At 72.9% G+C, this 12801-nt stretch carries 13 protein-coding genes and 1 pseudogene; 8 read left to right on the plus strand and 6 right to left on the minus strand.

What is annotated here, in order from left to right; translation table 11 throughout:
• Positions 1–276, plus strand: a pseudogene (locus HUW36_RS14220) (hypothetical protein); the annotation flags it as partial.
• Here HUW36_RS14220 and ligD (HUW36_RS14225) read toward each other — a convergent pair.
• Together ligD (HUW36_RS14225) and ligD (HUW36_RS14230) are read right to left on the minus strand one after the other, a co-directional pair.
• Positions 203–1117, minus strand: a complete 915-nt coding sequence (gene ligD, locus HUW36_RS14225; protein WP_174528600.1) for a non-homologous end-joining DNA ligase — start codon at positions 1115–1117, stop codon at positions 203–205. The pseudogene HUW36_RS14220 and the gene ligD (HUW36_RS14225) overlap by 74 nt on opposite strands.
• The gene (ligD, locus tag HUW36_RS14230; protein WP_174528601.1) at positions 1107–2045 is read right to left on the minus strand and encodes a non-homologous end-joining DNA ligase; all 939 of its coding nucleotides are present in this window, start codon (positions 2043–2045) and stop codon (positions 1107–1109) included. Before ligD (HUW36_RS14230) ends, ligD (HUW36_RS14225) begins: the two co-directional genes overlap by 11 nt.
• Positions 2046–2131: 86 nt before the next feature.
• Here ligD (HUW36_RS14230) and ku point away from each other — a divergent pair, with 86 nt between their 5' ends.
• Positions 2132–3136 (plus strand): non-homologous end joining protein Ku, encoded by a 1005-nt coding sequence (ku, locus tag HUW36_RS14235; protein WP_174528602.1) that lies wholly within the window; start codon positions 2132–2134, stop codon positions 3134–3136.
• 49 nt (positions 3137–3185) lie between these two features.
• On the opposite strand, the gene HUW36_RS14240 is transcribed toward ku, so the two are convergent.
• Entirely contained in the window at positions 3186–3578 is a 393-nt protein-coding gene (locus tag HUW36_RS14240; RefSeq protein ID WP_174528603.1) for a PPOX class F420-dependent oxidoreductase, read from the minus strand.
• Between the two features lie 159 nt (positions 3579–3737).
• On the opposite strand from HUW36_RS14240, the gene HUW36_RS14245 reads away from it, so the two are divergent.
• The 4 genes from HUW36_RS14245 to HUW36_RS14260 all read left to right on the plus strand — a co-directional run bounded on the left by HUW36_RS14245 (position 3738) and on the right by HUW36_RS14260 (position 7146).
• Positions 3738–4394 (plus strand): FKBP-type peptidyl-prolyl cis-trans isomerase, encoded by a 657-nt coding sequence (locus HUW36_RS14245; protein ID WP_246248165.1) that lies wholly within the window; start codon positions 3738–3740, stop codon positions 4392–4394.
• A gap of 139 nt (positions 4395–4533) precedes the next feature.
• Positions 4534–5382, plus strand: coding sequence for an SCO6745 family protein (locus HUW36_RS14250; RefSeq protein WP_174528609.1), 849 nt, complete (start codon positions 4534–4536; stop codon positions 5380–5382).
• 31 nt (positions 5383–5413) lie between these two features.
• Positions 5414–6067 (plus strand): HAD family hydrolase, encoded by a 654-nt coding sequence (locus HUW36_RS14255; RefSeq protein ID WP_174528604.1) that lies wholly within the window; start codon positions 5414–5416, stop codon positions 6065–6067.
• 65 nt (positions 6068–6132) lie between these two features.
• The gene (locus HUW36_RS14260; RefSeq protein ID WP_174528605.1) at positions 6133–7146 is read left to right on the plus strand and encodes an NADPH:quinone reductase; all 1014 of its coding nucleotides are present in this window, start codon (positions 6133–6135) and stop codon (positions 7144–7146) included.
• Positions 7147–7326: 180 nt separating this feature from the next.
• Here the strand turns inward: HUW36_RS14260 and HUW36_RS14265 are convergent, their stop codons facing one another.
• Positions 7327–8976: a fatty acid--CoA ligase gene (locus HUW36_RS14265; protein WP_246248166.1), complete on the minus strand. Its 1650-nt coding sequence runs from the start codon at positions 8974–8976 to the stop codon at positions 7327–7329.
• 85 nt (positions 8977–9061) lie between these two features.
• Here HUW36_RS14265 and HUW36_RS14270 point away from each other — a divergent pair, with 85 nt between their 5' ends.
• Positions 9062–9553 carry an NUDIX domain-containing protein gene (locus HUW36_RS14270; protein WP_174528606.1) on the plus strand — a complete coding sequence of 164 codons (492 nt, stop codon included), beginning with the start codon at positions 9062–9064 and terminating at the stop codon, positions 9551–9553.
• A gap of 6 nt (positions 9554–9559) precedes the next feature.
• Here the strand turns inward: HUW36_RS14270 and HUW36_RS14275 are convergent, their stop codons facing one another.
• Entirely contained in the window at positions 9560–11233 is a 1674-nt protein-coding gene (locus HUW36_RS14275; protein ID WP_174528607.1) for an MDR family MFS transporter, read from the minus strand.
• A gap of 53 nt (positions 11234–11286) precedes the next feature.
• Positions 11287–11844, minus strand: coding sequence for a type 1 glutamine amidotransferase domain-containing protein (locus HUW36_RS14280; protein ID WP_091583405.1), 558 nt, complete (start codon positions 11842–11844; stop codon positions 11287–11289).
• A gap of 142 nt (positions 11845–11986) precedes the next feature.
• Here HUW36_RS14280 and HUW36_RS14285 point away from each other — a divergent pair.
• On the plus strand, positions 11987–12801 hold an 815-nt coding region (locus HUW36_RS14285; protein ID WP_246248167.1), incomplete at its 3' end, for a PfkB family carbohydrate kinase.

Genomic DNA, 12801 nt, shown 5'->3' on the forward strand with positions numbered 1-12801 from the left:
GCCGTGCTGACGCGCTGGTCCCGCCGGCCCGGCTGGGGGCAGCGGCACGTGCTCGCCACCGGCTCGGCCGGCCTGGTCGTCGCGGCCGCGCTCGCGTACACGGCGCCGACCTACTCCCCGGCGAGCCCGGTGGCGGCCCTGGTGGGTGACGTGGCGATCAGCGTGATCGTGCTGTTGCTGGTCGGCGGCGCGTGGTGGCGGGTCAGCGGGCGGGCAGCTCGGGACCGCCGTCGAGCAGCGGCGCCAGCAGGTCGCCCTGCTTCTCCACCCGCTTGAGCACCTCGCCCGCGGTGTACGGCCGCGCCGACGGCCGCTTCCCCGCCGCCCCCGCCTCCACCTCGTCCCAGGTCAGCGGCGTCGACACCGAGGGCACCGGCTGGGCCCGCAGCGAGTACGGCGCGACAGTGGTCTTCGCCGCGTTGTTCTGGCTCCAGTCGATGAAGACCTTGCCGGGCCGCAGGTTCTTCGCCATCTTCGACACGACCAGCTTCGGGTGCGCCTTCTCCAGCTCCTGCGCGATCCGCCGGGCGTAGTCGGAGACGACGTCGGCGTCCTGGGTGCCGGCGATCGGACAGCAGAGCTGCATGCCCTTCTTACCCGAGGTCTTCGGGTACGCCTCGACGCCGTCGGCCGCCAGCCGGTCGCGCATCAGCAGCGCCACCTGGCAGCACTGCTTCAGCGCCGCCGGGGCGCCCGGGTCCAGGTCGACCACCATCAGGTCCGGGTGGGCGCCGATCTTCCACTGCGGCGTGTGCAGCTCCAGCGCGGCCAGGTTGGCCAGCCAGACCAGCGTGGGCAGCTCGTCGCAGACCACGTAGTCGATGGTCTCCCGGCCCTTGCTCGACCCGGGGGCGGGCAGGTTCTCCTTCCGTACCCAGCCGGGGGTCGCGGCGGGCGCGTTCTTCTCGAAGAACGAGCCGCCGTCGACGCCGTTGGGGAACCGGATCCGGGTCAGCGCGCGGTCGCACAGGTGCGGCAGCAGCACCGGGGCGATCCGGGTGTAGTAGTCGATCACCTCGCCCTTGGTGAAGCCGGCCTGCGGGAACAGCACCTTGTCCAGGTTGGACAGCTCCAGCGAGCGCCCCTCGACCTCGACCTTGAAGCGGTCAGCCGGCATCGTCGACCTCCTCGGGCGGCTTGTCCGGGCGCAGGCGCAGGATCCGCGGGAAGCGCAGCCGGCCGTCCGGGGTGCGCTGGCCGTACTTCACCTCCACCACGACCCGGGGAGTTACCCAGATCGCGCCCCGGGCATCCTCGCGCGGCACGCCGGCGGCGAACGGCGACGCGCCGGCACGCAGCGGCTCCAGCTCGCGCAGCAGCTCCCGCTCGACGGCCGCGCCGATCCCGCCGCCGACCCGGCCCCGGTAGATCAGCCGCCCGTCCGGGCCGGGCACCCCGACCAGCAGACCGCCGACGCGGCGCGCGCCGGGCCGCCAGCCGCCGACCACGAAGTCGCCGGTGACCTCCAGCTTGACCTTCACCCATTCCGGCGAACGCACGCCGGGTCGGTAGACCGACTCGACCCGCTTGGCCATCACGCCCTCCAGCCCGTGCTCGCCGGCCGCGGCGTAGGTGGCCGGGCCGTCGCCGAAGACCGGGGGCACCGCCCACCGGGCCGCGCCGAGCCCGAGCGACTCCAGCGCCGCCCGCCGCTCCCGCCAGGGCCGGGCGGTCAGGTCCACGCCGTCGAGCCGCAACAGGTCGAAGATCATGTACGTGACCGGCACGGTCGCCGCCAGGCGCGCCGCCTTGGCCGGGTTGCGCACGTGCATCCGCTCGGCCAGCGCGGTGAACGAGGGCTGCCCGTCGGTGAAGAGCACCACCTCGCCGTCGAGCAGCGCGTCGTCGACCTGCTCGGCGAGGTTGAGCAGTTCCGGGTACGCGGTGGTGATCTCGACGCCGGAGCGGGCGTAGAAGTGCCGGTCACCGTGGGAGATGTCGGCGAGCGCGCGGACCCCGTCCCACTTGAACTCGTACGCCCACGCGGCACCGACCGGAAGCTGCCCGGTCGTCGCGAGCATCGGCTTCAACGGCGCGCCGGGCATTTCTCGACTGTAGTTGCGCACGGAAGCGCGTGCGTCCCGTTCGATCGTTTGCGATTCTGGTGGTCAACCGGGGAGAGGAGCGCGGGATGCGGGCGATCTGGAAAGGAGCGGTGTCGTTCGGCCTGGTGTCGATCGGGGTGAAGGTCTACTCGGCCACCGAGGAGAAGGACATCCGGTTCCACCAGGTGCACCGGGAGGACGGCGGCCGGATCCGCTACAAGCGCACCTGCTCGGTCTGTGGCGAGGAGGTCACCTACGACGACATCGCCAAGGGCTACGACATCGGCGGTGGCGAGATGGTCATCCTCACCGACGAGGACTTCGCCGACCTGCCGTTGAGCACGTCGCACGCGATCGACGTGCTGGAGTTCGTGCCGGCCGAGCAGGTCGACCCGATCCTCTACAACAAGGCCTACTTCCTGGAGCCGGAGGGCTCGGCGACCAAGCCGTACGTGCTGCTGCGCGACGCGCTGTCCGACTCGGAGCGGGTCGCGATCGTCAAGGTGGCGCTGCGTCAGCGGGAGCAGTTGGCCACGCTGCGGGTACGCGAGGGCGTGCTGCTGCTCAACACCATGCTCTGGCCGGACGAGATCCGCCAGCCCGACTTCGGCTTCCTCGACGAGGACCTGAAGGTCCGCCCGCCGGAGTTGGCGATGGCCAGCTCACTGATCGACTCGATGGCCGGCGAATTCGAACCGGACGCGTTCACCGACGACTACCGGGCCGCGTTGCAGGAGGTCATCGACGCCAAGGTCGAGGGCCGTGAGGTGGTGCAGCCGGAGGAGGAAGAGGCCGCGCCGGCCGCCGCGGTGGATCTGATGGCCGCGCTGAAGGCGTCGGTCGAGCGGGCCCGGGCGGCCCGGGGCGAGGCGCCGTCCGGCGGCGGGGCCGAGCCGACCCCGATCTCGTCGGCCCGCTCGGCGAAGAAGGCCGCGAAGAAGGCGCCGGCGAAGAAGGCCGAACCGGCGAAGAAGACGGCGGCCAAGAAGACGCCCGCGAAGAAGGCAGCGGCCAAGAAGGCCGAACCGGCCAAGAAGGCCGCGGCGAAGAAGGCCCCGGCGAAGAAGACGGCCGCGAAGAAGAGCGCCTGACGCGTACGGCGGAGGCCCCGCCCCCGGGGGACGGCGGGGCCCGCGCCGCTCAGCCGCGGCCGAGCTTCTCGGTGGGGGTGACGCGCACGACGACGCGTTCCTCGCCGGGGCGGCGCCAGGGGTAGGTGTCCTGGCCGAGGTACTTCTTCGCCAGCCGGTCGATGTGCTCGTCGGCGCCCTCGGTGACGAACTCGACGGTGCCCTTGATCCAGAGGGTGCGGAAGTCGTCGGCCCGGTCCGCCACGGACACCGCGACCACCGGGTTGCGGGACATGTTCAGGTACTTCTGCCGGCCCTTGGCCGTGTTGAACAGGATGTGCTGGCCGTCGGTGTCGACCCAGACCGGGGTGACGTGCGGGGTGCCGTCGGCCTCGATCGTCGCCACGTGCGCGAGCTGCGGTTCGCCGAGCAGGGCCAGGTCTTCGTCGCTGAGGATCGCCATGGCCGGAAACGTACCCCGTGCGGTGCCCCCGTATCGGCCTTCGTGTCCCGATCGTGGCGGGCGAATGGGCACGCTGGGGCTCCGGGCGGGTACCGTGTGCGCTGGCCTCGGCGGCGGCCCGCCGGGGGCGCACCCACCCCACCCCTGCAGGGAGTCGACGTGAGCGAGCGTGTGGAGAACCGGTCGGCGGGCCAGGCCCCGGCCACCAAGGCACAGCGGCGGCTGGCCGCCCAGCTGGCCGAGAAGAAGGCCGCCGAGGCGCGCCGCCGCCGGCAGTCGATGCTCGGCGCGGCCGCCGGTGTGCTCGCCGTGGTGGCCCTGGTCGGCGGTCTCGTCTGGCTGAACAGCGGGGATGACGACAAGCCCGCCACCGCCACCTCGGCCAGCCCGAGCGCCCCGGTCGAGCCCGCCGCGCCGCCCGCCCCGGAGCTGCCCGCCGGCACCGACCCGGCGCTGAAGACCAAGCCGACCGTCCAGGCCGGCTCGGGCGAGCTGACGAAGCTGAACGTGACCACCCTGGTCAAGGGCACCGGCCCGGCGGTGAAGGCCGGCCAGACCATCACCACCAACTACGTGGGCGTCTTCTACAAGGACGGCAAGCAGTTCGACGCGTCCTGGGACAACGGCCAGCCGGCCACCTTCCAGATCGGCGTGGGCCAGGTCATCAAGGGCTGGGACCAGGGCCTGGTCGGCGTGCCGGTGGGCAGCCGGGTGCAGCTGGACCTTCCGGCCGATCTGGCCTACGGCAACGACGCCTCGGGCGGCCGTCCCGCCGGGCCGCTGCGCTTCGTCGTCGACGTGCTGGCTGCGCAGTAGATCACTCCGGGCTTCCGCCCGGTCACCTACCGGCAGTAGGTTCGTGGTCACCGTGGGCGGCACATCCGCCCGCGGTGACTGCCCACCGACGCGGAGGTGCAACGTGGCGGCGCTGGACGATCCCGGGGTGGCCCGGCGGATGTGGACGCTCTTCGAGCCGGTCCACGCGGTGACCTACTTCCACCCGCGGGCGCGGGCCGCGTTCGAGGCGGTCGGGCTGCGCGGCTACTGGCGTGGCTACTTCGCCGGCCGGGCCGCGCCGCTCGGGCCGGTGGACGCGCCGACGGTCACGGCCGCCTTCTTCAGCTTCGCGCCGCCGATGGTGGCCCGGGCGCTGCCCTCGGTGTGGCGGCTGGCCACGCCGGAGGAGGCACTGCGCGCCCGCCTCACCGGCGCGGTGCAGGCACTCGCCGAGTTCACCTACGAGTTGCCCGAGTCCCGTCTCGTCGAGGCCGCCGAGCTGCTGGAGGAGGCGGCCGGGCGGGTGGACACGGCGGGTCGGGTGCTCGGCGCGGTCAACGCCGCCCTGCCCCGCGGGGAGTACCCGCTGGCCCGGCTCTGGCAGGCGGCGGCGACGCTGCGCGAGCACCGGGGCGACGGGCACGTGGCGGCGCTCGTCACCACCGGCCTGGAGCCGGTCGAGGTGGTGGCCTGGCGGTGCCGGGTCGACCAGTCGCGCGAGTTCCACCAGCCGGCCCGGGGCTGGACCGACGAGCAGTGGTCCGCCGCCGAGGAACGGCTGGTCGACAAGGGGTGGCTGACCGCCGGGCGCGAACCCACCCCGCACGCCACCGAGACGTTCCGCGCCGTCGAGGAGGCCACCGACCGGGCCGCGCTGGGCCCGTGGCGCGCGCTGGGCGCGGAGCGCACCGCACGGCTGGGGGAGCTGCTGGAGCCGATCGCCACCCGCTGCCGCACGATCATTCCGCCGCAGGCCCCGATCGGTCTGCCGGCGCAGCGTTCCGCCGGGGTGACGCTGCCGGGGTGAACCGGGCCGCCGGCTGGGGCAGGATGGCGGCATGGTGGACGCGGTGCTCTTCGACCTCGACGGCGTGATCGTGGACTCCGAGCCGGTCTGGGAGGAGGTCCGCCGGGCGTACGTGGCCGAGCACGGCGGCATCTGGCAGCCCGACACCCAGCGCCGGCTGATGGGCATGAGCACCGGCGAATGGGCGGCGTACCTCAGCGACGAGCTGGGCGTCGACAGGCCGGCCGGCCGGGTGGCCGCCGAGGTGGTGGCCGAGATGACCGAGCGGTACGCGCGACGCGTACCGCTGATCGACGGCGCGGACGCGGTGGTGCGCCGGACGGCCGCGCGGTGGCCCCTGGGGCTGGCCAGCTCCTCGCCGACCCGGCTGATCGCCGCGGCGCTGGACGCGACGGGCCTGGCCGGCGCGTTCGGCGCGACGCTGTCGACCGAGGAGACCGCCCGGGGCAAGCCGGCACCGGACGTCTGGCTGGCGGTGGCCGAGCGGATGGACGTCGACCCGGCCCGGTGCGTGGCGGTGGAGGACTCGTCGAACGGTGTCCGCTCGGCCGCCGCCGCGGGATGCCGGGTGGTGGCGGTGCCGCACGGCTCGTACCCGCTCGATCCGGACGCCGAGGCCCTCGCGGCCGTGCTGCTCCCCTCGATCGGCGCGCTCACCCCGGAACTGTTGGCGGGCCTGGGCTGAGGCGGGGCCGGCATGTTCGCGCGGCCTTCGGGTAGCGCACCCACGACGACGGCGGAGGGACGACGATGAAGGCGATCGTGTACGAGCGCAGCGGGGACGCCTCGGTGCTCCAACTGGTGGACCGGCCGGTGCCGGAGCCCGGCCCCGGCGAGGTGCTGGTCCGGATGGCGGTGTCGGGGGTGAATCCGACCGACTGGAAGGCCCGCCAGGCGTGGCCGCTGCCGACCGGCTGGCAGATCCCGCACCAGGACGGCGCCGGCGTGGTCGAGGCGGTCGGCGAGGGCGTGGACCGGATCATGATCGGCGAGCGGGTCTGGATCTGGGAGGCGGCCTGGCAGCGGCCGTGGGGCACGGCCAGCGAATACACCGTGGTGCCGGTCCGGCACGCGGTTCCGCTCGGCTCGGCCTCGTTCGACCTGGGCGCGGCGCTCGGCATCCCGTTCATGACCGCGCACCGGTGCCTGACCGCCGGCGAGTTCATGCCGCACAAGCTGCACGCCGGCGCGTTGAGCGACCACGTGGTGCTGGTGCAGGGCGGGGCGGGCGCGGTGGGCAACGCGGCGATCCAGCTCGCCCGCTGGGCCGACGCGTGCGTGATCACCACGGTCAGCAGCCCGGAGAAGGCGCAGCTCGCGGCGGCGGCCGGGGCCAACTTCGTGATCAACTATCGCGAGCAGGACGTGGTCGAGGAGGTCCGCAAGGTCGCACCCGACGGGGTGCACACGATCGTCGAGGTCTCGGCCGCCCGCAACGCCGCGGCCGACGTGCAGCTCCTGCGCACCGGTGGCGCGGTCTGCGTGTACGCCGACGACGGCGGCGACGAGGTGACGCTGCCGATCCGGCCCCTGATGGGCCCGAACGCGCGCTGGCAGTTCGTGCTTGTCTACACCGCGCCGAAGGTGGCCAAGGCGCAGGCGGTCACCGACATCGCCGCGGCGGTGGCGCAGGGCGCGGTCCGGGTCGGCGAACAGGCGGGCCTGCCCCTGCACCGGTATCCGCTGGCGGAGGCCGCCGCCGCGCAGCAGGCGGTGCAGGACAGCGTGGTGGGCAAGGTGCTCGTGAGCACCGCCGACGAGTAGGCAACCGGATTTCCCCGACATCGGGACAGAGGCGAACAAGTTTCGCAACAATGACGGTGCGGGTCACCCCGTAACGGACGGGCGGCCCCGGCGCGGTGCGAACGCCGGGGCCGCCCTCTGGGAGGAATGTCCGCTGGGAACGTGCTCCTACCCGTGTTGGCGACGGTACGCCGGAAAGTGTTACGGCGCGGTCAGTTCGCGTACCTCCAGCCCGCCGTCCGCGTACCGCGAGCGCACGACCTTCTTGTCGAACTTGCCCACGCTGGTCTTCGGCACCGCGTCGATGAACGCCCAGCGCTCCGGCAACTGCCAGCGGGCCACCGACGTGGCCAGGAAGTCCCGCAGCTCCTCCGCGGTGACCGAGGCGCCCTCCCGCACCACCACGGTGGCCAGCGGACGCTCGTCCCACCGCTCGTCCGGTACGCCCACCACGCACGCCTCCAACACGGCCGGGTGCGCCATCAGGGCGTTCTCCAGCTCGACCGAGGAGATCCACTCCCCGCCCGACTTGATCACGTCCTTGGCGCGGTCGGTCAACGTGATGTAGCCGTCCGGCGAGAGCGTGCCGACGTCACCGGTACGCAGCCAGCCGTCCCGGAACTTCTCGGCGTCCGGCACGTCGTCCCCGACGTACCGGGCGGTCACCCACGGCCCGCGCACCTCCAGCTCGCCCACGGACGTCCCGTCGGCGGGCAGCGGTTCACCCAGCGGGCCGACGATCCGCGCGGCCACCCCGGCCGGCACCCGCCCCTGGGTGTAGCGGTAGCGCCAGGCGTCGTCGCCGGTCGCGCCGGCCGGCGGGCGGGAGACCGAGCCGAGCGGGGACATCTCGGTCATGCCCCAGGCGTGGATGACCTCGATGCCGTGCCGGTCGTGGAACGCGTGCATCAGCGCCGGCGGGCAGGCCGAGCCGCCGACGATCACCTCGGTCAGCGAGGACGTGTCCACGTCGTGGCTGTCCAGGTAGGCCAGCAGGTCGGTCCAGATGGTCGGCACCGCGCCGGCCAGGGTGGGCCGCTCCGCGGCGATCATGGCGGCGATCGGCTCGGCCTGGAGGAACCGGTCCGGCATGATCAGCGAGGCGCCGGAGAGGAACGCCGCGTACGGCAGACCCCAGGACATGGCGTGGAACATCGGCACGATGGCCAGTTCCCGGTCCTTCGGGCCGAGGCCGAAACCCTCCGGCATGCACACCTGGAGCGAGTGCAGGTAGATCGAGCGGTGCGAGTAGGCGACGCCCTTGGGGTTGCCGGTGGTCCCGGAGGTGTAGCAGAGCGCCGCCGCGTCGCGCTCGTCCACCTCGGGCCAGTCGTAGCGGTCCGGACGGTCGGCCAGCAGGGCGTCCCAGTGGTGCACGGTGATCCGGTCGCCGGCCGCGGCCACCAGCGGGGCCGGGTCGCCGCCGCCGACCACCACCACGTGCCGCACCGTGGTCATGTCGCCGATCACGCGGGCGAGCAGCGGGATGAGCGTGGTGTCGACGAGCACCACCCGGTCCTCGGCGTGGTTCGCGATGTAGACGACCTGGTCGGGGAAGAGCCGGATGTTGAGCGTGTGCAGCACCGCGCCCATGCTCGGCACCGCGAAGTACGCCACCAGGTGCTCGTTGTTGTTCCACATGAACGTGGCGACCCGCTCGTCGCCGGTCACGCCGCACTCGTCGCGCAACGCGTGGGCCAGCCGGGCCGCGGCACGACCCACCTCGGCGTACGTCATCCGGCGGGGCTCGGCACCGGTCCAGGTGACCACCTCCGCGGCGCCGTGCACGGTGGAGCCGTGTTCGAGGATCCGGGCGACCTGGAGGGGGGCTTCCATCATCGTGCTACGCATGGGTAACAACGTAGTGTCGCCGGTCACACGAGCGGAACCCCCCGGATCGGCCGAGCCGACCGGGATTGATGCGTAGATTGTCCGGGTGAGCATCTCGTGGGCCGACTCGTACGTCGGGCAGCTCCGCGCCCTGGCCGGTGACCGCACCCTGATGTTCGTCGGCGCCCGCGCCGTGGTGCGCGACAACGCCGCCCGGGTGCTGCTCATCCAACGCTCCGACAACGGTCAGTGGGCGCTGCCGGCCGGCGCCATGGAGCTGGGCGAGTCGATCGCCGACTGCGCGGTCCGGGAGGTCCGCGAGGAGACCGGGCTGCGCGCGCTGCGGGTCAGCGCGTTCGCGCTCTACACCGGCGCCGACCGCACCCACACCAACATGTACGGGCACACCTACCAGGTCTTCACCACGGCGTTCCGGGTCGACGAGTGGGACGGGGAGCTGGCCCGCTTCACCGACGAGACCACCGACGCCGGCTTCTTCCACCCGGAGGAGTTCCCGACCCCGCTCTCGTCCAGCGTGCACGAGACGCTCGCCGACCTGGACGTCTTCGAGCAGACCAACCGCCTGATCCTCAAGTAGGGCGGGTCACAGCATCGTCTGCGACTTCGCCTCCATGTCGGCGGCGGCCTCGTCCTTCGACTCCTTCGGCAGCGGCTTGCCGCCCGGCGCGGCGGCCTTCCCACCCAGCGGGTCCGCGCCGCCGGTCGAGCCCTGCGGCCCGGCGCCGCGCAGCTGGTGGTTCGGCATGGCGAGAGTGACCAGCACCGCCAGCACGGCGATCAGGCCGGTGGTCAGGAAGACCAGGTGCAACGACTCGACGAACGACGCCTGGATCGCGGCGCGCACCGGCCCGGGCAGGGCCAGGATGGTCGCCGGATCGTTGATCGAGATGTTCTCCGTACCGCCGGCCGCCACCGCCGCCCGTTGCTGGGGCGGGAGCTGCGCGATCGCGCCCGGCAGCCGGTCGGACAGCTCGGCGGTGAGCCGTGACGACAGCACCGCGCCCAGGATCGCCACCCCGAACGAGCCGCCCAGCGACCGGAAGAACGTCGCCGACGAGGTGCCCGCGCCCAGGTCACGGACGTCCACCGCGTTCTGCACCGCCAGGATGAGCGACTGCATGCACAGGCCCAGCCCGACGCCGATCACCACCATGTAGCCGAACGCCGCCCAGAGCGAGGTGCCCACCTGGAGCTGCCGGAACAGCAGCATGCCCACCACCAGCACCGCGGCGCCGGCCACCGGGAACCACTTGTACCGGCCGATCCGGCTCATCGCCCGGCCGGTGACGATCGACGTGACGATGATGCCGGCCATCATCGGCAGCATCAGCAGACCGCTACGGGTCGGCGAGGCGCCCTTGACGATCTGGAGGTAGAGCGGGATGAAGATGATCGACCCGAACATCACCAGACCGAGCACGAAGCCGGCCGAGTTGGCCAGCGCGAACGTCCGCTTGCGGAACAGCCGCAGCGGCAGGATCGGTTCCCGGGTCCGGGCCTCCTGCAACAGGAACAGCACGCCCAGCACCGCGCCGGCCGCGAACAGCCCGACGATCACGCCGGAGCCCCAGCGGTACTCGTTGCCACCCCAGCTCAGCGCCAGCAGCAGGCAGCTCACGCCCGCCACCAGCAGCGCCGCGCCGACCCAGTCGACCGTGTGCTCCCGCCGCTGGAACGGCACCAGCCGCATGACGTGCCAGCAGACCACGATGGCGAGGATCGCCAGCGGCACGTTGATGTAGAAGATCCAGCGCCAGTTGGTCTCCGCGAAGTAGCCACCGACCAGCGGGCCGGCCACCGACGACAGGCCGAACACCGCACCGAAGAGACCCTGGTAGCGGCCCCGCTCCCGGGGGGAGACCACGTCCGAGATGATGGTGAACGCGAGCGTCATCAGGCCACCCGCGCCCAGTCCCTGGACCCCCCGGGTGACGATCAGCTGGGTCATGTCCTGCGACAGGCCGGCCAGCAGCGAGCCGAGCAGGAACGTGCCGATCGAGAAGAGGAAGACCGGCCGGCGTCCGTACAGGTCGGCCATCTTGCCGTAGAGCGGTGTCGAGGCGGTCGACGCCAGCAGGTACGCCGTCACCACCCAGGAGTAGTGGTTGATCCCGCCCAGTTCGCCGACGATGGTCGGCAACGCGGTGCCGACGATGGTCTGGTCGAGCGCCGCCAGCAGCATGCCGGTCATCAGACCGAACATCAGCAGGCGGATCTGGCGGGCGGGCAGGGCGGGACGGGCGGCCTGGGCGGTCATCCCGCTTCCTATCCCACCGGGGGCGGATCATGCCCCCGGTGGGTGGTCGGTTTTCAGCGGGCGGTGTGCCGGCCCTCGGCGAACTCCTCGACGATCTTGGCGCAGAATGCCGGCAGGTCGTCCGGCTTACGGCTGCTGACCAGGCCGTTGTCGGTGACGACCTCCTGGTCGACCCAGGTGGCGCCGGCGTTGGTGAGGTCGGTGCGCAGGCTCGGCCAGGAGGTGATCGTGCGGCCCCGCACCACGTCGGCCTCGACAAGCGTCCACGGGCCGTGGCAGATCACCCCGACCGGCTTGCCGGCGTCGAAGAACGCCTTCACGAACCGGACCGCCTCCGGGTCCGTCCGCAGGAAGTCCGGGTTCGCCACGCCGCCGGGCAGCACCAACCCGTCGTACGCCCCGGCGTCCGCCTCCTTGGTGGTGACGTCGACCTGGTACTGCTTGCCGTGGTCGAGGTGGTTGAAGGCCTGGATCGAGCCGGACTCGATGGAGACCAGCTCCACCTGGGCGCCGGCGTTCTCCACCGCCTCCCGGGGCTTGGTGTACTCGACCTCCTCGACGCCGTCGGCGGCCAGAAAGGCGATCCGCTTGCCCTGAAGTGTCGCTGCCATGCTGCTCTCTCCTCTCCGGGGTGTGTCTGCACGGTTCCCCCGGCCGATACCCCGAAACCGGACGCGCCCGGTGGCCCGCATCGCACCCCCGCCCGGTCGGCGCGCAGGTTTGGCCGGTCGGAGCGGGGGGACCCGGAGGGGCATGGCAGGAGCAGCAGCGGAAGAGCGCCGGCTGGCCACCGTGGTGGCCGGCTGGCAGGGGCGTCCCGTGCTGGTCGTCGGCGACGCCATGCTTGACGAGTGGCGGTTCGCCGAGTCGGAGCGGCTCTGCCGGGAGGCCCCGGCGCCGGTCCTCACCCTGCGCCGCCGGATCTCCGCCGCCGGCGGCGCCGCGAACACCGCGGTCAACGTCGCCGCGCTCGGCGGGCGGGCCGCGCTGGTCTCGCCGGTCGGCGCCGACGTGGCCGGCGACGAGCTGCACGACTGCCTGGACCGCGCGGCGGTCTGGGACCGTACGGTCAGCCAGCCCGGCCGGCCCACCCCGGTCAAGCGGCGGATGCTGGCCGGCAACCAGATCCTGCTCCGGGAGGACTCCGGCGGCCCGGAGGACGCGCTGGACGAAGACGGGGTGGCCCGCCTGCTGACCGCGATGCACTGCGCCACCGAGGAACTCCGCGCGGTGGCCGCCGGGCAGCCGCTCACGCTCGTCGTCTGCGACTACGGACTGGGCGCGCTGCCCTCGACGGTGCGCGCCTGGCTGGTCGCCAACCGGGACCGGTACGGCACGGTGGCGCTGGACGCGCACGACCTGGCCGACTGGCGTGGGCTCAACCCGACCGTGGTGACCCCGAGCTTCGCGGAGGCGACCCGACTGCTGGCCCGCGCCGCCGCCGGCTTCGCGCACGCCGAGCGCGGTGCCGTCCGCGGCGGCGGCGACCTGCACCTCGACCATCCGGCCGAGACCGACGGCCCGTCCGAGCTGGTGGTGGGCGCCGCGCCCGGCGGGGCCGGCGAGCG

It is taken from the genome of Micromonospora maritima (genome assembly GCF_902825405.1).
GTDB classification, from domain to species: Bacteria; Actinomycetota; Actinomycetes; order Mycobacteriales; family Micromonosporaceae; genus Micromonospora; species Micromonospora maritima.